The following is a 17186-nucleotide window of genomic DNA, read 5'->3' on the forward strand; positions in this document are numbered from 1 at the left end:
GTACTGCAATCATGAACTGGAGCACACCATGGCCTCGCTTTCCGATCCGCTCGACCTGCCGTCCGGCGTACGCCTGCCCAACCGCATCGCGAAGGCGGCACTGAGCGAGGCCTTGGGCGATGCCGACAACTCGCCCGACGACCGGATCGTCACGCTCTACCGGCGGTGGGCGCAGGGCGGCTACGGCCTCCTGGTCACCGGCAACATCATGGTCGACCGCGCACACCTGGGCGAGCCGGGCAACATCGCGATCGAAGACGACCGCGCTCTGCCTCAGCTGACCGCGTGGACCAAGGCCGCCCACGACGGCGGTGCCGCGATCTTCGCCCAGCTCAACCACCCCGGCCGCCAGTCCAACCTGCTCGCCCTGGGCCACACTCCGGTCGCGCCGAGCCCCGTCGCGCTGGCCATGCCGGGCGCCACGACGCCGCGCGCGCTGACCGGCCCCGAGATCGAGGAGATCATCGAGCGGTTCGCGACCGCTGCCGCGGTCTGCGAGGAGGCCGCCTTCGACGGCGTCGAGCTGCATGCCGCGCACGGCTACCTCATCACCCAGTTCCTCTCGCCCCTGACGAACCTGCGCACCGACGAGTGGGGCGGCACAGCGGAGCGGCGGATGAGGTTCCTGATCGAGGTCGTACGCCGCGTGCGCGGGCGGGTCAGCCCCGGCTTCGCCGTCGCGGTCAAGCTGAACTCCGCCGACTTCCAGCGCGGCGGTTTCTCCGAGGACGACTCCCGTGCGGTAGTGGCAGCGCTGGCCGTCGAGGCTGTGGACCTGATCGAGGTCAGCGGCGGTAACTACGAGTCCCCGGCCATGGGGGGCTCCGAAGCCTCTTCGACCCGCGAGCGGGAGGCGTACTTCCTCGACTACGCGCGATCGGTCCGGCAGGAGGCGGGCGGCATCCCGATCGCGGTGACCGGCGGGTTCCGCAGCCGGTCCGCGATGGAGGACGCGCTCGCGGCCGGGGACTGCGACCTCGTGGGCATCGCCCGTCCGACCGTAACGGCGACCGACGCCGCGGCGAGCATCCTCGAGGGAAGGGCCGCCACCCTGACGACCCAGGAGATCCAGGCGGGGCTGCGCCCGATCCTCGGGCGCCTGACCGACCTCAAGGCGCTCGACGGCTTCCTTAACATCAGCTGGAACACCGACCAGCTACACCGGCTCGCGCGCGGGCTCGAGCCCGACCTGGACCGTGGCCCGCTGGTCACCGCGCTGGCGATGGTGCGCCGCAACGGCCGCATCTCCTTCTCGCCGCGGCGAGGTCTCAAATGAGCCGCGCGACGTACGACCTCACCGGCAAGGTCGTCCTCATCACCGGTGGCAACGGGGGGATCGGTGCCGCGACGGCCCGCGCTCTCCTCGACAGGGGAGCCAGGGTGACGATCGCCGACATCGCCCCGAACACGCCTGATCGGGCCCGCGAGCTGCATCCGAGCAACGCCTCCGGCTGCGTCGCCGACGTCCGTGACCGCGGCTCCCTCGAGCAGGCCGTCGAGCACACGGTCGACCGTTTCGGCCGGCTCGACGTCGTCATCGCCAACGCCGGGTTGCTGGCGAAGGCGGCCACCCTGCGGAACACGCCGACCGCTGACATCGAGGCGACGCTGGCGGTGAACGTGACCGGCGTGGCGAACACCGTCGCGGCGGCCCTGCCCCAGGTCATCGAGAACCAGGGTCAGGTGGTCCTGATCAGCTCGGTCTTCGCCTTCCTCAACGGCATGGGCACGATCCCGTACGCGATGAGCAAGGCTGCTGTCGAGCAGCTTGGCCGCGGCCTGCGCATCGAGCTCGCCGACCACGGCGTCTCGGTTCTCACCGCGTACTTCTCACTGGTGCAGACCGACATGATCGCTCGCGGCGTCGACGAGGACCCGGTCGTGATGGAGCTGCTGGGCGCGCTGCCCAAGGCGATGCTCAAGCGGATCACGCCGGCCCAGGCGGCAGCAGGCATCGCCGACGGCCTGGAGAGCCGCGCCGTACGGGTGATCCGCCCGAACCTGTGGGGCCCGGTGTCCTCCCTACGCGGCATCCTCGGCCCGACCCTCGACACCCGCTTCTCCCACGACCGCCGCATCCTCGACGTCCTCGCCCGCCTCGACGCCCGCGCCTCGAGGTCTCTGTCTGCCACTGCCGCCGCACCCTCACGAAGGAAGAAGTCATGACCAGCTGGAAGACCACACCCACCAAGACGATCGACGTCGACGGCACCTCGTTCGCCTACCGCGAGCTGGGCGAACCAGGCGGCGTGCCTGTCGTGTTCCTGCACCACTTCACCGCGGTCCTCGACGACTGGGACCCGCGGGTCCTCGACGGAGTCGCTGCCCAGCACCACGTCATCGCGTTCGACAACCGCGGCGTCGGGTCGACCGGCGGCCGCGTGCCGACCGACATCGAGCAGATGGGCGCAGACGCGATCGCCTTCATCCGTGCGCTGGGGTACGACCACGTCGACCTCATCGGCTTCTCCCTCGGCGGCGCCGTCGCCCAGATGGTCGCACTTCAGGCGCCCGACCTGGTTCGCCGGATGGTGGTCGCTGGCAGCGGCCCGCGCGGAGGCGGTGGCATCTGGAAGATGCCCTTCATCGTCGGCGGTGCCTACACTAAGGCCTTCCTGACTCGGAAGGATCCGCGCCACTTCCTGTTCTTCCCCCGCACCACCTCGGGCAAGAAGGCGGCCAACGACTACTTCGCGCGCCTGGCTGAGCGGACAACCGGGCGGGACGAGCCGATCTCGTCCCAAGCGCGCCTGGCCCAACTCCGAGCCATCACGAGCGCTGGCCTGCACGCCGCCGACGACCTGTCACAGATCAAGATCCCCGTGTTCGTGGCGAACGGCGACAAGGACCTGATGGTCGCCAGCGAGCACTCCAAGGACATGGCAGCGCGGCTCCCAGACTCGCGCCTGCGGATCTACCCCGACTCCGGCCACGGCGGTATCTTCCAGTACCACCACGAGTTCGTGCCGGAGGTCCTTGAGTTCCTGGGTGAGAGCTGATGACCAGGCCAGACTTCGTCACCATCGACGCCTTCGCGCGGCCGACCGGTGGACGGATCCGCTGGCGCAGATCCGCGCGGCGTCTGATCGATCAGGGAATCGACGGACTTCGGGGCGCGAGCGTCAACTACTCCAACAACGGGACCTACGCCGTACCGCCCTCGATCCTGCCGGGAGGTTGTGCGCTCGTGGCCGCCTGGGAATCACCCGAGGCCGCTGAAGCGGCCTTCGCCGGGCCGTTGAAGGAGGCTGTCGACCACCCGGGCTGCTTCAGTCTCGACGGTGAACTCGTCCGCGTCCGGATCGACTCCGAGTCCGAGCTCGACCACTGGCACGGCTGGACTCCCCGAGCGGGAACGGCCGCACCCCTGGCCAAGGACGAGCCGATGGTGGCGATCGTCCACGGCATCCTCCGGCGCGGAGAGCTCCTCACCTTCGTGCGCAACAACCTGCACGCCGCCAGCCGAGCAGCCCACCACCCGGGACACCGAGGCAGCATCGATATCTCCTCCCAGCTGCCGTTCGAGCACACCTCGATCAGCCTCTGGAAGACCTACGGGCTCGCCCAGGACTTCGCCTACAAGCCCGGGGGACACGCCAGCGGGATGAAGCACGCACTCACTCAGAAGACCCACCGCGTCGGCGTGTTCCTCCAAGTGAGACCGCTGGCCTGCTCAGGCAGCCTCGGGATCGACCAGGACGCATTCCCAGACCTGCCGTCGACCAACCGCGGCACCACCGTGATCCACCAAGGACAGGGGAACTGACATGCCCACGCTTGCCGGACAGGTCCTGCTCGTCACCGGAGCCAACGGAGGCATCGGCACGGCATTCGTGCACCAGGCCCTCGAACGTGGCGCCGCCAAGGTCTACGCGACAGCACGCACCCCCCGAGATTGGGACGACGACCGCGTGGTTCCACTCGCCCTCGACGTCACCGACGCGGCGTCGATTGACGCTGCGGCGGCCGCCGCGAACGACGTCACGATGCTGGTGAACAACGCCGGCAACCTCCCGGCCAGCGCGAGCATTCTCGACCTGACCGACGACCAGCTGCGCGAGGGGATGGAGACCAACTTCTTCGGCCCGGTCGCCGTGGCCCGAGCCTTCGCGCCCCTGTTGGAGCGCCACGACGCAGCGGTGCTGGTCGACGTGCATTCGGTTGCGAGCTGGTACCACTTCGGCGGCGTCTACAGCGCCGCGAAGGCAGCACTCTGGGCCGCGACCAACAGCCTGCGCGTGGAGCTCGCGCCGCGCGGCGTACACGTGGTCGGGGTGCACATGGGCTACGTCGACACCGCCATGGCAGCCGGAGCCAGCGGTCCGAAGATGACCCCTGACGAACTGGTGACTGCAGTCCTGGACGTCGTCGAGCGCGACGGTTTCGAGGTGGTGGCCGATGAGGTCACGGCCCGGGTCAAAGCCGGCCTCGCTGGTGCCATCGAGGATCTCTATCCAGAGGTCCTCGCCTGAAGGCTTAGAGGCGGGGAAGCGGTACCCGAGCCAGAGCTGCTTCGTGCGAGATCACTGCGGCCTCGCGGTCCGCGCCCAACCCGACGCAGAAGGTGACGCCCATGGGCACCAGGACCTGCCGAACTGGATCGTCGAACTCGACGAAGTGGCTCGCCAGTTCCAAGGTGATGTAGCCGTGGACGAAGCTCCACAACGCGCCCGCTGCCGCGGTCGGGTCGTCGATCGAGAGTCCGGCCGAGACCCCGAGGCGGGCTGCCGCTTCGGTGACGTGGACATAGGCGGCGCGGAACGCCGGGGAGTGCCCGGCGAGGTGCGCGCTCGTCCCTTCCGCTGGGCGGTAGGTGGCGCGGCGCGAGAGGCCGAACATCGCGTCGTAGAGGTGGGGATTGCTGCGGGCGTACGCCAGCGTTGTGAGCGCCATCGTGAACAGGTCGGCCACCGGGTCGTCGGTGTCCTCCAGGCGTGCGAAGGCGCTGCCGATCTCGTTGAAGCCGTGGTCCACGACGGCGTTGACGAGCTCGGGCACGCCGCCGAAGTAGTTGTAGACGACCATGGTCGACATCCCGGCCTCCGCCGCCACGGTGCGTGCCTTGATCGCACCGGGGCCCTGCGTGGCGAGCAGAGAGATCGTCGCAGCGATCAAACGTTCGGCGATGCCGTTGGAGGGGGATTGCGCAGCAGTCGTGTCCTCGGCCATGTGGCTATCGTTCCAAACCCGCAGCGGGGATCTGTGCCATCGCATGCTCCGCGAGCGCGGTGATCGTCAATGCGGGGTTCACGCCCGGGTTTGCCGGGAGCGCAGCAGCATCGCAGACAACCATGTTGCGGTAGCCGAACACGTTGAGGTTCGCGTCGACGACGCCGGTCGAGGCCGTCGCGCCGATCGCGGCGCCTCCCAGGACATGGGCGGTCATCGGCCTGTTGCCCAACGCCTCGAACACGCTGCTCTGAGCGATGCCGCCGGTCCGTTCCGCCAGCCACGTGGCCACCTTGTGCCCGGCGTCGATGTAGGTCGGCGCGGGCCGGTCCCCGTCGACCTTGGACACGATCCGGTAGCCACGCCGCAACCGGCGACGTTTGGCCTCGAAGCGGATCGCGTTGTCGCGGGGCTGCATGACGAGCATCATCAGCGTCCGGCTGCTCCAGCCGGAGCGGAGGGTCGCGAGCCATCGCCCGGGGTGACGGGCCACCGAACCGGCCCACTTCAACAGCCTTCGCAAGGTTCGCCCTTCGCCGACCAACACCGTGAAGAGCAGCCGCATGAAGTCCCCGTTGGGGCCGTAAGTGAGGAACTCGACCTGGGTGTCGCCGTCGATGATCACCCGGCTACTCGCGGTCACGTCCCGCCATGTCCCGATGTCGGAGGGAAGCAGAACCGACAGCACTGCCTCGCTGTTGGTGCGCACCAGGGCACCGAGCCGGTCGCTGATCCGGGGAAGCGACCCGCGGTGCTTGCAGTCCGCGAGAAGCTCGTTGGTCCCCACTGCGCCCCCGGCGAACACTACGCCGCCAGCTGTGAACGTGCGGGTGTCGCGGCCGACCAGCCTGCCCGGACGGCGGGTCGTGATCAGGTATCCGTCAGCACCGTCGGCCGCCCCCAGTGGAGCAACGTCGACGACCTCGCGTTCCGGATGGATCTGCGCGCCGGCCTTCGCCGCGAACCATAGGTAGTTCTTGCTCAGCCGGTTCGCGGCACCGGTACGGCATCCGGTCATGCACTCGCCGCAGCGGGTGCAGCCGGTCCGGTCGGGTCCGGCGCCTCCGAAGTAGGGGTCGGGCACCGTCTTTCCCGGTTCACCGAAGAACACGCCCACGGGAGCAGACGCGAATCCGTCGCCAGCTCCGAACTGCTGAGCGACCTCACGAGTCAACCCCATGGTCACCGACTCCCATGGAGTCGTAGCGACCCCGAGCATCCGCTCAGCCTCCGGGTAATGCCCCTCCAGCACGTGCTTCCACTCAGCCAGGTCATGCCACTGCGCGTCATCGAAGAACGGATCCTGTGCGCGGAACAGCACGCCGCCGTACACCAGGCTCCCGCCGCCGACACCGGTCTGCGTCGAGCTGAAGACATGGCCGAACAAGACGTTGCGCATGATCCCGCGCAATCCCAACGCGGGAGCCCAGACGAAGCGCCGCCGGTCGGAGGCCGACCGCGGCAAATCCTCGTCGGCATAGTCGCGCCCACGCTCGATCACCGCGACGCGGTAGCCCTTCTCGGCCAGGCGCATCGCGGCGACGCTGCCCCCGAAGCCTGAACCGACGATGACCCAGTCGTAGTCGGGCGGCGTGACTCTGCTCATGGTTCTCCTCGGTTGGTTGCCCGATCACGATAACTTCGTTATTCTCTTGAAATCAAGCAGCGCGAAGGCGCCCGTCCCAAGGACTCGTCATGGCACAAGAAGTAAGAGGAAACCTCGACATCGAAGACCGCGGGCCGGTCCTGATCGCCCGAATCGACGGAGGACCCCTCGGCCTGTTCGGCAACGACATCGCCGAGCAGCTCGACGCACTTGTCGACCGTGCCGACGCCGACCCCGACATCCACGCGGTCGTCTTCACTGGGACGCACCCGGGCCGCTTCGTCTCCCATGCCGAAGTGCGCTGGCTGCAGGAAGGCGGCGCCACGGTGCCATCAGTCGGGGTGAAGGGAGCCTCGGCGCTGGCGCATGTTGCCCGTGGCGTCAACCGCGCCGGCGGCATGAAGGGCGCACTCGGCAAGACCCCGCTGTGGCCTGCGGTCCAGTTGGAGAGGGTTCACCAGACGTTCCTGAAGATGAACCGCAGTGGCGTCATCTTCATCGCTGCACTCAACGGCTCAGCACTCGGCCTCGGCGCTGAGTTCAGCTGGGCCAACGACCTGCGGGTCATGCCCGAGGGTGACTACTTCATCGGGCAGCCCGAAGTCCTGCTGGGGATCATGCCCGGCGGGGGAGGTACACAGCGCCTGCCGCGACTCGTCGGCAACCACAAGGCGCTGGTCGCGATCCTGTCCGGCCAGCCCTTCACTCCTGCTCAGGCCCTGGAGATCGGCGCGGTCGACGACGTCGTCGCCCCCGAGAAGGTCCTCGACCGCGCACTGGAGCTCGCAGCGACCCTCGGGTCCCGGCCGAAGACGTCGCGTGCAGCGATCAAGCGGGCTGTCTACTTCGGCGGCTCCGCCGACCTCGAGGAAGGCCTGCACATCGAGCGCTCGGAGTTCCTCGCGACTGCGCTGTCCAAGATCGGCCAGGAACTCATGCTCGACTACATGGCCAACACCGAGGCCAGCGGCGAACTGCCGCTCTACCAGCCCGGCGTCTTCGAGCAAGCTCTCGCAACAGGCAACACCCGGGGCGCGGGCGCCCCGACGGCAGGGGTGAAGGCATGAGCAGCCACACCGTCACCCGTCACGACATCACGTTTGCGTCGAACGGCGACACCTGTTCGGCCTGGCTCTTTCTGCCCGACGGCGTCGACAACCCGCCGCTGGTCATCCTCGGCCACGGCCTGGGCGCCACCAAGGAGATGGGTCTGGACGCCTTCGCTCGGCGATTCGCCCAGGCCGGTGTCGCCGCCATGGCCTTCACCTACCGGCACTTCGGCGACTCGACCGGTCAACCGCGCCAACTGCTCTCCATCAATCGTCAGCTCGCCGACTGGGACGCAGCCATCGCCCACGCCAAGACGCGAACTGACATCGACGGCACCCGTATCGCGGTATGGGGCAGCTCCTTCGGTGGTGGCCACGCGATCATCGTGGCCTCGCGCCATCCCGAGCTGCGCGCAGCCGTCTCACAGTGCCCGTTCACCGACGGCATCGCCTCAGCCCGCGCACTCGGCCCGGCAGGAACGATGCGCCTGCTTCCTGTCGTCGCCCAGGACATCCTTGCTGGCGCGCTGCGGAAAGACCCCGTGCTGGTCAAGCTCGCCGGTTCGCCTGGGGAGCGGGCGCTCATGACCGCGCCCGACGCGCTGCCGGGCTACTTGGCGCTTGTGCCCGAAGGTGTCACCTTCATCAACGAGGTCGCCGCCCGGGTCGCGCCGACCATCACCCGGCACCGGCCCGGAAAGGCAGCGAAGAACGTCAGGATGCCGATCCTTTTCTGCGTCCCTGAGCACGACTCCGTGACACCGCCCGAAGAGACTGTCGCCTACGCGAAGACCGCACCCAAGGCCGAGATCCGCAGGTACGAGGCCGGCCACTTCGACATCTACCTCGGCGCTCCCTTCGAGGCCGTGGTCGCCGACCAGACCGACTTTCTCCTGCGCCATCTCAAGGAGGCGCGATGACTTTCGCCACCCTCCCGGACCGCCGAGCGGCCGCCGAACCCGGTGCTGCGGCTGTCGCCGACTCCAACCAGGCGCTCACCAACGTCGACCTCCTCGCCCGGGTGCGGTCGGTCGCCGCTCAGTTGGGCCAGCTCGGCATCGGCACGGACGACGTCGTGGCGCTGCGGCTCACGAACCGCGTCGAGTTCGTCGTCCTGCTGTTCGCGGCATGGCGCATCGGGGCGACGCTCACCCCGGTCAACCCGGCCCTGACGTCCGGTGAGGTGGCCCGCCAGCTCGCTGACTCGGGCGCGAGGCTCCTCGTCATCGAGGACGACAGTGACCCGGTCGAGAGCATTGCCTGCCTCCCGGTCTCCGAACTCCGCTACGACCTGGCGACCACGGACGACGCAGCGGTTGTCGACGACCCGGAGCGGCTGGCTCTGCTCATCTACACGTCGGGGACCACCGGAGTGCCCAAGGGCGTGATGCTCGACCACGCCAACCTGGATGCCATGACCGAGATGGGACGCGAAGGCCTCAAGCTCGGACCCACCGACAGGTGCCTGCTGATCCTGCCCCTGTTCCACGTCAACGGGATCGTCGTCAGCATCCTCTCGCCACTGCTTGTCGGCGCCAGTGTCGTCATCGCAGAGCGGTTCAATCCAGCCACCTTCTTCGAGACGGTCGAGAAGGTCCGACCGACCTTCTTCTCCGCCGTGCCGACGATCTACAGCATGCTCGCGGCCTTGCCGGGCGAGATCCAGCCGGACACCTCCTCGGTCCGGTTCGCGGTCTGCGGGGCGGCCCCGGCCCCGGCCGAGCTCCTCACCAAGTTCGAAATGCGATACGGGTTCCCACTCGTGGAGGCGTACGGCCTCTCGGAAGCGACTTGCGGATCGGCCATCAACCCGGTCGACGGCATTCGCAAGGCGGGCACCGTGGGGCTTCCGTTCCCAGGCCAGGAACTGCGCATCGTCAGCCTCGACGGAACCACGCTGCCTCAGGGCGAAGTCGGCGAGGTCGTCGTCAGCGGACCGAACGTGATGCGCGGCTACCTGGGACGACCCGAGGAAACAGCTGCAGTCCTGACCGACGGCTGGCTACGCACTGGAGACATCGGATTCCTCGACGAGGACGGCTACCTCACCATCGCAGGGCGCTCGAAAGACATGATCATCCGCGGTGGCGAGAACATCTACCCCAAGGAGATCGAGGACGTCCTTGCCCAGCATCCAGACGTCGTAGGCGCCGCCGTGATCGGCGAGCCCGACGAGAAGTGGGGTGAGGTGGTCGTCGCCTTCGTCCAACTCCGGCCAGGTGCCAGCGTCGAAGTCGAGTCGCTCAAGGCGCTGTGTCGCGAACACCTCAGCGGCTACAAGCGCCCCACGGCAATTCGCGTGATGGAAGCGCTCCCGACCAACGCTGTCGGCAAGCTCGACAAGAACTCCTTGAGGTCCGTGGCCGCGACCAAGGTGTGACCATGTTGCTGCCCTCGGACCCTGGTCGAGGTGTCTTTCACAGTCGCTGGGACATCGAGATCATCGCGCTCGGCCTGATGGGTGAGTGCCGTTTCGGCGACTTCCAACGTCGGCTCGGGATCTCGCGGAAGGTGCTGTCCGAGCGGCTTCGCCAACTGGTTGCAGAGGACTTCTTCGAACGTCGGCTGTATCAGGCCCGCCCGCCGCGGTACGAGTACCGGCTCACACCCAAGGGCAAGGCGCTGCGGGTAGCCATCGCGGCGATGGCTGCGTGGGTACGTGAGTGGCGCCCGGGCCTCGAAGACTCGTGGTTGATCGAACCTCACGAGTAGGCGGGATTTCGACACCCTCCACGAACCCTCCGGATTCAGTCGGCTCGGACAGGAGTCGATCGGTTACAGTCGGGAGTGTTCGAGACAATGAAGACCGCGTAGATACAAGCGATTCGGCTGGTTCCCGCAACGTTCGGTAGCAACGGGCAAGCCTCTAAGTTTGTCCAGAGGTCGCAGGTTCAAATCCTGCCCCCGCTACAAAGTTCAGGCCCGGAATCCACGGATTCCGGGCCTGAAAGCATTTGCCACTTCATCGCCTGTCCAAGAACGGCTGAGATGGGCAAACTGCCATACGAGCCAGAGAGCTGTGAGCTCCTCCACGGCGCGTCACGTTGGGATGCGTGCGCTGGGGGAGCCGCGCCGACCAATGAGTAGTCGCTCCCGTCGCAAGGGCGGACGCGCGAATCGCCGCCCTAGACTGTCTGCGACCGCACAACGAGGAAGACCGAGGACCAGCTGTGGCGCTTGACCGCACGATGCTGCGTGACCAGATCAAGGATCTGATCATCGAGCGCATCCTCGACGGCACGTACGCCCCGGGGGACCGGATCGTGGAGATGACGGTGGCCACCGAGCTCGGCGTGAGCCAGGCGCCCGTTCGTGAGGCGCTCCGCGACCTCGAGGCCATGAGGTTCATCGAGTCGCTGCCGTACAAGGGTGCGCGGGTCCGGCACGTCACCACCGAGGAGCTGTCCGAGACCTACCCGGTGCGCGCCTCCCTGGAGGAGCTCGCGGGGACCCTGGCGGCGAGCAGGGTCGATGACGTGCTCCTGGAGTCGCTGGAGGCTGAGCTCGAGGACATGCGCAAGTGCGCCCGGGCCGGCGAGGTCCACCAGCAGTTGTCACACGACGCGCGCTTCCATGAGCTGATCGTCGAGGCAGCCGGAAACCGGGTCCTGCTGGAGGCGTGGAGGGCGCTCCGGATCGAGGCGCGGACCCTCATCTCGGTCATCAAGTCCGACTCGGACCTGCTCGAGATCGCCGAGACCCACACGGTGATCGTGGAGGCCCTGCGCTCTGGTGACCCGATGCGTGTCGGCAAGGAGATGCGCAAACACATCGAGCTCTTCGGCAGGAACCTCCACGACCACTGAGCGCTTACTCAGGCCGAGACCGGCATCCCGATCCCCAGCAACTGGCGTTGGAGCTCCGCGTTGTCGCGAAGCTCCTGGGACTTCAGCCGTGCCACGACCCGGCCGTTGGAGATGACCACGACGTCGTCCGCCAGCGACAGCGCCGCACCGAGGTTCTGCTCAACGACGAGGAGGTCCATCCCCTCGTCGCTCAGACGGTGGCAGGCCTCGACGAGCTGGTCCACGACCACGGGCGCCAGGCCCTCGGACGGCTCGTCCATGATCAGCAGCCGAGGTTGCGTGACCAGGGCCCGACCTACGGCGAGCATCTGTTGCTCACCGCCGGACAGGTTGGCGGCCTTCACGGACCGTCGTTCCTGAAGACGCGGGAACAGGCCGTAGACCCGCTGGATGTCCCAGTCTCCGCGACGTGAGGCGACCTTGAGGTTCTCCTCGACGGTCAGGGACCCGAACACCCGGCGTCCTTGGGGCACGTAACCGACGCCGAGGCGAGAGATCTGGTGTGGTTTCAACCCGACCAGCTCCGTCCCGAACAGCTTCGCGCTGCCGCCGATTCGGCCCCCGGTGGTCAGGGCGAGCATGCCCGTGACGGCTTCGCACAGCGTCGTCTTGCCCATGCCGTTGCGGCCGACCACGGCGAGGCGCCCTGAGGGCAGGTCCAGGTCGAGCTCCTGGACGACGTGGGCCTTGCCCCGCCAGCCGTCGAGACCGGTGAGGGTGAGAGCGGAATCAGACATGGGCGTTCCCCAGGTAGATGTCGTGGACCTTGTCGCTGGCCCGGATCTCGTCGGGTGTGCCGTCGAAGACGACGTGCCCGTCCGCCATGACCGTCACCGAGTCGGCAACCGTCAGGGCGACGTTCATGTCGTGCTCGATGAGCAGCACGCTCAGTCCCGGCTCGAGCCCGAGCAGGAGGCCGGTGAGGGTCTCGCGCTCGGACGGGGACAGCCCGGCGGCCGGCTCGTCGAGGATCAGCAGCCGCGGATCGCCCGCCAGGCCCATGGCGAGCTCGAGCTGGCGGTGCTCTCCGTGGGACAACGAGCCGGAGACATGGCCCAGCTTCGCGGCCATGCCGACCCTGTCCAGGAGCTCGGCGGCTGCGGCCCGACGGGCGTCGCGACGACGCCCGCCGGGCCGCAGGCTCCAGGTGCCGCCGAATGCCCCGATGAGTGCGACCTCGACGTTGTCCTGCGCAGTGAGGCCGGGAAAGGTCCTGGAGCGCTGGTAGGTGCGTCCCAGGCCGCGGGACACGCGACGGCGTCCGCTCTCGTGGGTGACATCGACCCCGAAGAGGTTGATCGATCCTTCGTCGGGTCGGAAGTCCCCGGCGATGAGGTTGACCAGGGTGGTCTTCCCGGCACCGTTGGGACCGAGCAGGGCACGCCGCGAGCCCGGCGGGAGGTCGAGGTCCACACGCTGGACCGCGACCACCCCGCCGAACCTGCGGGTCACCCCCGTGAGGGTGAGAGCGGATGTCTGGCTCACGAGCAGCTGGGGTGGTCGCGGTCGTTGGCCGGCTTGGCGATGTAGTCTGCACGGTCAAAGCCGAGGGTCTCGTCGACGTTGGGGATGGTGTCGACCATGACCGAGGAGCCGTTCTCGACCTTGAACAGGTAGTTGTTGGCGATCGCCTGACGGTTCTCGTCGAGCTTGACCGGGCCGGTTGGCGTCGTCCACGTCAGGTTGGCGAGCGCGTCGTTGAGCGCCACGTGCTTGTCATCGAGCTTGCCGTCCACCTGGTCGAGCGCCATCAGGGTGCTCTTCATCTCGGTGTAGTAGCCAGTGTCGAAGAGTCCCGGAGGTCCGCTCTTCGGGTACGTCGCCTTCAACAGCTTCGCGTATGCGGCGTACTCAGGCGTGTCCAATGCCGCGACGGGACCGGCCGAGACGATCCCCTCCGCCCGGTCGCCGAGTCCGGCGATCAGTGAGCCGTCCGCGGTGATGGTGCCCCCGATGATCGGGGTGCCGGCCAGAGAGGACTCATCAAGCTGCTTGGTGAAGTTGAGCGCGTCGGCTCCGCCCAGTGCGACGTAGAGGGCATCGACCCCGTCGGGGATCTGGGAGATGAACGACGAGAAGTCCTTGGTCCCGATCGGCACCCAGATCTTGTCCGGGACAGTGCCGCCCGCAGCACAGAAGGGCGTCATGAATCCGCCGACCTGGTCGTAGGGGAAGGAGTAGTCCTCGCCGATCGTGACCACCGACTTGTAGCCCAGCGTGCTTGCTGCGTAGTCACCCAGACCGGCCATCCACTGCGCACCGTCGGTGGTGAACCGGAAGAAGTTGGACGCCGGGTCGCGCAATGTCGTGTTCTGGGCGCCAGAAGTCCCGTTGACGAACGTCACCTCGGGGTGCTGCTTGGCGTACTCCTTGATCGCCAGGCCCTCGTCGCCGGACAGAGGACCCACCAGGATGTCGACGCCGTCCTTCTCAACCAGCTGCTTGGCCGCAGCCAGCGCACTGTCCGGGGTGGCGTCCGAGGAGCCGATGGAGAGCTCCACGGGCTGGTCTCCGATGGTGAGACCGGAGACGCCGTCGCGCGGGCCGTCGCCCTTCAGGGTCGCTCCGGCCTCGACCAGGGCGAGCTTGGCGCCCTGGTTGGCGACCTCGCCCAGCACGGCGAAGGGACCGTCCAGGGTGGACAGCAGGCCGATCTTGATGGTGCCGTCGGTGGCTGCTCCGTTGTCCTTCTGGGCGCTGCCGGCGATACCGCCGGCGCCGCTGGCAGTGTCGGCGCCGCTCGACGAGCAGGCGGCCAGCGAGAGCGAGAGGACGGCAGAGACGCCCAGCGCAAGTGCGCGGATGGCGGGTCGGGGTCGAGACATCGGTCAGTTCTCCTTTGAGACGGTCATTACCGGGGTGGAGCGCCTGAGGACCGGAAGGGCCCTCAGGGACTTGCTGATGCGATTCCCGAGAGAGGTCGCCAACCCGAGACAACCCCCGGGCGAGAAGACGACGACGAAGATGAAGACCAGGCCGATCACGGTGTTGTAGTAGTCCGTGACGTCGCTGGCGTAGACGGCGAGCACGGACATGAGGAACGCGCCCACCCAGGCACCCTCGATGCGCACGAGGCCGCCGAGCACGGCGATGACGAGGATGTCGATGGTGCGAACGATGTCCAGGGACCCAGGTGAGACCTGGCCGTTGAACCAGACCGACAGAACGCCTCCGGCGCTGGCCACGAGTCCCGCGACGGTGAAGCCGGCGACGCGGACTGCGGTGGTGTTGAGGCCGAGCGCGGTCATCCGTTCGGGGCAGTCGCGGTCGCCCTGGAGGGCGAGACCGATCGGCGCCCGGGCGTAGGCGTAGAGAGCGGCCGCGGCCAGGATGGAGACGACCAGGGCGAGGTAGTAGAAGTTCAGGGGGTCGCGGAACTGGATCGAGCCGATGGCCGGCACCTGCACGCCGTTGATGCCGCCGAACCCGAAGGTGAAGGGTCGGTACTGCAGGGCGAAGTAGTAGACGAAGACCCCGGCGGTGAGGGTGATCATCAGGAAGTAGACGCCGCGGGCGCGGGCGGACAGCAGGCCGATCGCGAGCGCGACCAGCGTGGCGATGCCCATGGCGCAGAGGGCTGCGGCCCAGGGGTTCATGCCACGGATCACGCTGAAGTTGGCGACGACGTACGCCGCCGTGCCGTAGATCGCTGTCTGGGCCAGAGAGATCATCCCGGCGTACCTGATCAGGAACGTCAGGCTGGCGGCCACCGTCCCGAGCCAGAAGCTCCGGATGAGGATCTGGACGAAGAAGAACGGCGTGGTGACGTGGGGGAGGGCGACCAGGACAGCGAGTGCGATCGCGCCCACCAGCAGGGTCCTGCGCTGGGTGCTCATGCGGCACCGCCGAACAGGCCTCGGGGGCGGACGGCGAGGATCACGACCATCACCCCGAAGGTGACCAGGACCGAGTACGTCGGCAGGTGCACCTGAGCGAAGGCCTCGACCAGTCCGACTGCCAGCGCGCCCACGGCCGCACCGGAGACACTTCCGAGGCCGCCGACGATGACGACCAGCAGCGAGACGAGCAGGTAGCGGGCGTCCTCGCCCTGGGAGATCGAGAGGTAGGAACCGCCCGCCACGCCCGCGAAGCCGGCGAGCATGGCCCCCAGGCCGAAGACGAGTGTGAAGACGACCGGAACGTTGACGCCGGTCGCGGCCAGCATCGCGGGGTCATCCACGCCGGCGCGGATCGTCATGCCGAGTCGGGTCCGCAGCAGCAGCACCCACAGCGCGATCCCCACCACCGCCGCTAACGCGAGGAGCGCCAGGCGGTACTTGGAGTAGGTCAGGTCGCCCATCGTCAGGGTGCCCTCGAGGAGCCTCGGCACGCCGATGTCTCGGGGGGCGCCTCCCCACACCCGGAGCGTGAGGTCGGCGGCCACCACCGTCAGGCCGATGGTCACGAGCGCCTCCCGGATGGGATCGGCGGCCACGCGACGCAGGATCAGGAGCTGGAACGCCATCCCCAGCAACGCGACGAAGATGCTGGCCCCGACGAGGGCGACCAGCCAGCTCCCGGTCTGCTCTCGCAGGGAGTAGCCGACGTAGCCCCCAACCAGGTAGTAGCTGCCGTGGGCCAGGTTCGTCACCCGCAACAGCCCGAAGATCAGGGTGAACCCGGACGCGACGAGGAAGTAGAGGCCGGCGGCCGTCAGGCCGTTGAGCAGGATCGTCACGAAGGTGTCGCGGTCCGACGCGACCTCGCGAGCGACAAAGCCGATGGCGACAGCCACCAGCAGCGCCCGGAGGACGCGCGTGCGGTGCACCGGTGCAACAAGAGTGGGGATGGCGTGTGCCATGGGTCCCTGCTTTCCTCGATTATCAGTTATCGATAATCCGGAAAGGTAGTGATGGGCATCACAAGGTGTCAAGCACTTCGAGGTTCTTTTGCCAACGGGCGAAATGCGCGGGGCCCCTGCCCGGGTGGGCAGGGGCCCCGAACTCAGGGACCAGGTCAGGCCGATGTGGCCTCGTCGGCGGGGTCGACCGTGCGGTGCAGGGCCTCGAAGAGCCGTCGGGTGACGTCGTCGGGCGAGCCGGTCCCGGGGACCTCCCGGAGGAGGCGTCGTTCCCGGTAGAGGTCCAGGAGTGGGGCCGTCTGGCGGTCGTAGACGTCCAGGCGATGCATCACCACGTCGGCGGTGTCGTCCGCGCGGCCGCTCTCGGCTGCGCGGGCGGTCAGTCGATCCAGCAGGTCGTCGCGGGGGACCACGAGGCACGGCACGGCGTCCAGTGCGAGGCCGCGCCGGCCGAGGAAGTCCTCGAGCCGTAGAACCTGCTCAGCCGTCCGCGGGTACCCGTCGAGGATGAACCCCGCCTCGACGTCGGGTTGGCTCAGCCGCTCGGAGACCATCGCGTTGGTCAGCTCGTCGGGCACGTACTCGCCCTTGTCCATGAAGCCCTGTGCGGCCCTGCCGAGATCGGTCTCGCTGGCGACATTGGCGCGAAAGATGTCTCCGGTCGAGATGTGGGGAGCTCCGAGGAGTTGTTGGAGTCGAAGTGCTTGCGTTCCCTTGCCGGCCCCCGGGGGGCCCATGATCAGCAATCGCATGGG

The 17186-nt window shown here is 67.9% G+C and carries 18 protein-coding genes; 10 read left to right on the plus strand and 8 right to left on the minus strand.

Annotated features, from left to right (window positions below):
• The first annotated feature begins 28 nt into the window (after nucleotides 1-28).
• The 5 genes from EJF31_RS00845 to EJF31_RS00865 are packed head-to-tail and all read left to right on the plus strand — an operon-like array spanning nucleotide 29 to nucleotide 4472.
• Nucleotides 29-1276, plus strand: a complete 1248-nt coding sequence (locus EJF31_RS00845; RefSeq protein ID WP_125035219.1) for an NADH:flavin oxidoreductase/NADH oxidase family protein — start codon at nucleotides 29-31, stop codon at nucleotides 1274-1276.
• Nucleotides 1273-2166 carry an SDR family NAD(P)-dependent oxidoreductase gene (locus EJF31_RS00850; RefSeq protein ID WP_125035220.1) on the plus strand — a complete coding sequence of 298 codons (894 nt, stop codon included), beginning with the start codon at nucleotides 1273-1275 and terminating at the stop codon, nucleotides 2164-2166. The genes EJF31_RS00845 and EJF31_RS00850 overlap by 4 nt, the downstream gene beginning before the upstream one ends.
• Nucleotides 2163-2999 (plus strand): alpha/beta fold hydrolase, encoded by an 837-nt coding sequence (locus EJF31_RS00855; protein WP_125035221.1) that lies wholly within the window; start codon nucleotides 2163-2165, stop codon nucleotides 2997-2999. The genes EJF31_RS00850 and EJF31_RS00855 overlap by 4 nt, the downstream gene beginning before the upstream one ends.
• The gene (locus tag EJF31_RS00860) at nucleotides 2999-3766 is read left to right on the plus strand and encodes a hypothetical protein (protein WP_125035222.1); all 768 of its coding nucleotides are present in this window, start codon (nucleotides 2999-3001) and stop codon (nucleotides 3764-3766) included. Before EJF31_RS00855 ends, EJF31_RS00860 begins: the two co-directional genes overlap by 1 nt.
• Before the next feature lies 1 nt (nucleotide 3767).
• A complete protein-coding gene (locus EJF31_RS00865; protein ID WP_125035223.1) occupies nucleotides 3768-4472 on the plus strand; it encodes an SDR family oxidoreductase in 705 nt (234 codons plus the stop codon).
• 4 nt (nucleotides 4473-4476) lie between these two features.
• Here the strand turns inward: EJF31_RS00865 and EJF31_RS00870 are convergent, their stop codons facing one another.
• Both EJF31_RS00870 and EJF31_RS00875 read right to left on the minus strand, forming a co-directional pair.
• A complete protein-coding gene (locus tag EJF31_RS00870) occupies nucleotides 4477-5169 on the minus strand; it encodes a TetR/AcrR family transcriptional regulator (RefSeq protein WP_125035224.1) in 693 nt (230 codons plus the stop codon).
• Between the two features lie 4 nt (nucleotides 5170-5173).
• On the minus strand, nucleotides 5174-6775 hold the full coding sequence (locus EJF31_RS00875) for a GMC family oxidoreductase (protein WP_125035225.1): 1602 nt from the start codon (nucleotides 6773-6775) through the stop codon (nucleotides 5174-5176).
• An 89-nt stretch (nucleotides 6776-6864) separates the two neighbouring features.
• Between EJF31_RS00875 and EJF31_RS00880 the strand changes: the two genes are divergently transcribed.
• The 5 genes from EJF31_RS00880 to EJF31_RS00900 all read left to right on the plus strand — a co-directional run bounded on the left by EJF31_RS00880 (nucleotide 6865) and on the right by EJF31_RS00900 (nucleotide 11630).
• Nucleotides 6865-7842, plus strand: coding sequence for an enoyl-CoA hydratase/isomerase family protein (locus EJF31_RS00880; protein ID WP_125035226.1), 978 nt, complete (start codon nucleotides 6865-6867; stop codon nucleotides 7840-7842).
• The gene (locus EJF31_RS00885; RefSeq protein WP_125035227.1) at nucleotides 7839-8744 is read left to right on the plus strand and encodes an alpha/beta hydrolase; all 906 of its coding nucleotides are present in this window, start codon (nucleotides 7839-7841) and stop codon (nucleotides 8742-8744) included. The genes EJF31_RS00880 and EJF31_RS00885 overlap by 4 nt, the downstream gene beginning before the upstream one ends.
• Complete coding sequence (locus tag EJF31_RS00890) at nucleotides 8741-10204, plus strand: class I adenylate-forming enzyme family protein (protein ID WP_125035228.1); 1464 nt, start codon at nucleotides 8741-8743, stop codon at nucleotides 10202-10204. The genes EJF31_RS00885 and EJF31_RS00890 overlap by 4 nt, the downstream gene beginning before the upstream one ends.
• A 2-nt stretch (nucleotides 10205-10206) precedes the next feature.
• Nucleotides 10207-10536, plus strand: a complete 330-nt coding sequence (locus EJF31_RS00895; RefSeq protein WP_125035229.1) for a helix-turn-helix domain-containing protein — start codon at nucleotides 10207-10209, stop codon at nucleotides 10534-10536.
• 458 nt (nucleotides 10537-10994) lie between these two features.
• Nucleotides 10995-11630 (plus strand): GntR family transcriptional regulator, encoded by a 636-nt coding sequence (locus EJF31_RS00900; protein WP_221767410.1) that lies wholly within the window; start codon nucleotides 10995-10997, stop codon nucleotides 11628-11630.
• A gap of 8 nt (nucleotides 11631-11638) precedes the next feature.
• Here EJF31_RS00900 and EJF31_RS00905 read toward each other — a convergent pair whose 3' ends face one another.
• The 6 genes from EJF31_RS00905 to EJF31_RS00930 all read right to left on the minus strand — a co-directional run bounded on the left by EJF31_RS00905 (nucleotide 11639) and on the right by EJF31_RS00930 (nucleotide 17183).
• Nucleotides 11639-12367, minus strand: coding sequence for an ABC transporter ATP-binding protein (locus EJF31_RS00905; protein ID WP_125035230.1), 729 nt, complete (start codon nucleotides 12365-12367; stop codon nucleotides 11639-11641).
• Nucleotides 12360-13082, minus strand: coding sequence for an ABC transporter ATP-binding protein (locus EJF31_RS00910; protein ID WP_125035231.1), 723 nt, complete (start codon nucleotides 13080-13082; stop codon nucleotides 12360-12362). Before EJF31_RS00910 ends, EJF31_RS00905 begins: the two co-directional genes overlap by 8 nt.
• 29 nt (nucleotides 13083-13111) lie before the next feature.
• Entirely contained in the window at nucleotides 13112-14455 is a 1344-nt protein-coding gene (locus EJF31_RS00915; RefSeq protein ID WP_125035232.1) for an ABC transporter substrate-binding protein, read from the minus strand.
• 3 nt (nucleotides 14456-14458) lie between these two features.
• The gene (locus EJF31_RS00920) at nucleotides 14459-15466 is read right to left on the minus strand and encodes a branched-chain amino acid ABC transporter permease (protein ID WP_125035233.1); all 1008 of its coding nucleotides are present in this window, start codon (nucleotides 15464-15466) and stop codon (nucleotides 14459-14461) included.
• On the minus strand, nucleotides 15463-16431 hold the full coding sequence (locus EJF31_RS00925) for a branched-chain amino acid ABC transporter permease (RefSeq protein ID WP_125035234.1): 969 nt from the start codon (nucleotides 16429-16431) through the stop codon (nucleotides 15463-15465). Before EJF31_RS00925 ends, EJF31_RS00920 begins: the two co-directional genes overlap by 4 nt.
• A 155-nt stretch (nucleotides 16432-16586) precedes the next feature.
• Nucleotides 16587-17183 carry an adenylate kinase gene (locus EJF31_RS00930; protein ID WP_125035235.1) on the minus strand — a complete coding sequence of 199 codons (597 nt, stop codon included), beginning with the start codon at nucleotides 17181-17183 and terminating at the stop codon, nucleotides 16587-16589.
• Nucleotides 17184-17186: the final 3 nt, after the last annotated feature.

This window comes from Nocardioides sp. LS1 (assembly GCF_003865225.1).
Classification (GTDB): Bacteria; Actinomycetota; Actinomycetes; order Propionibacteriales; family Nocardioidaceae; genus Nocardioides; species Nocardioides ginsengisegetis.

What these genes read in the sequence shown, in the direction of transcription:
- EJF31_RS00905 (WP_125035230.1), bottom strand. Translation starts at nt 12,367, where the DNA reads ATGTCTGATTCCGCTCTCACCCTCACCGGTCTCGACGGCTGGCGGGGC.
- EJF31_RS00925 (WP_125035234.1), bottom strand. Translation starts at nt 16,431, where the DNA reads ATGGCACACGCCATCCCCACTCTTGTTGCACCGGTGCACCGCACGCGC.
- EJF31_RS00890 (WP_125035228.1), top strand. Translation starts at nt 8,741, where the DNA reads ATGACTTTCGCCACCCTCCCGGACCGCCGAGCGGCCGCCGAACCCGGT.
- EJF31_RS00845 (WP_125035219.1), top strand. Translation starts at nt 29, where the DNA reads ATGGCCTCGCTTTCCGATCCGCTCGACCTGCCGTCCGGCGTACGCCTG.
- EJF31_RS00915 (WP_125035232.1), bottom strand. Translation starts at nt 14,455, where the DNA reads ATGTCTCGACCCCGACCCGCCATCCGCGCACTTGCGCTGGGCGTCTCT.
- EJF31_RS00860 (WP_125035222.1), top strand. Translation starts at nt 2,999, where the DNA reads ATGACCAGGCCAGACTTCGTCACCATCGACGCCTTCGCGCGGCCGACC.
- EJF31_RS00920 (WP_125035233.1), bottom strand. Translation starts at nt 15,466, where the DNA reads ATGAGCACCCAGCGCAGGACCCTGCTGGTGGGCGCGATCGCACTCGCT.
- EJF31_RS00855 (WP_125035221.1), top strand. Translation starts at nt 2,163, where the DNA reads ATGACCAGCTGGAAGACCACACCCACCAAGACGATCGACGTCGACGGC.
- EJF31_RS00880 (WP_125035226.1), top strand. Translation starts at nt 6,865, where the DNA reads ATGGCACAAGAAGTAAGAGGAAACCTCGACATCGAAGACCGCGGGCCG.
- EJF31_RS00850 (WP_125035220.1), top strand. Translation starts at nt 1,273, where the DNA reads ATGAGCCGCGCGACGTACGACCTCACCGGCAAGGTCGTCCTCATCACC.
- EJF31_RS00930 (WP_125035235.1), bottom strand. Translation starts at nt 17,183, where the DNA reads ATGCGATTGCTGATCATGGGCCCCCCGGGGGCCGGCAAGGGAACGCAA.
- EJF31_RS00885 (WP_125035227.1), top strand. Translation starts at nt 7,839, where the DNA reads ATGAGCAGCCACACCGTCACCCGTCACGACATCACGTTTGCGTCGAAC.
- EJF31_RS00865 (WP_125035223.1), top strand. Translation starts at nt 3,768, where the DNA reads ATGCCCACGCTTGCCGGACAGGTCCTGCTCGTCACCGGAGCCAACGGA.
- EJF31_RS00870 (WP_125035224.1), bottom strand. Translation starts at nt 5,169, where the DNA reads ATGGCCGAGGACACGACTGCTGCGCAATCCCCCTCCAACGGCATCGCC.
- EJF31_RS00875 (WP_125035225.1), bottom strand. Translation starts at nt 6,775, where the DNA reads ATGAGCAGAGTCACGCCGCCCGACTACGACTGGGTCATCGTCGGTTCA.
- EJF31_RS00895 (WP_125035229.1), top strand. Translation starts at nt 10,207, where the DNA reads ATGTTGCTGCCCTCGGACCCTGGTCGAGGTGTCTTTCACAGTCGCTGG.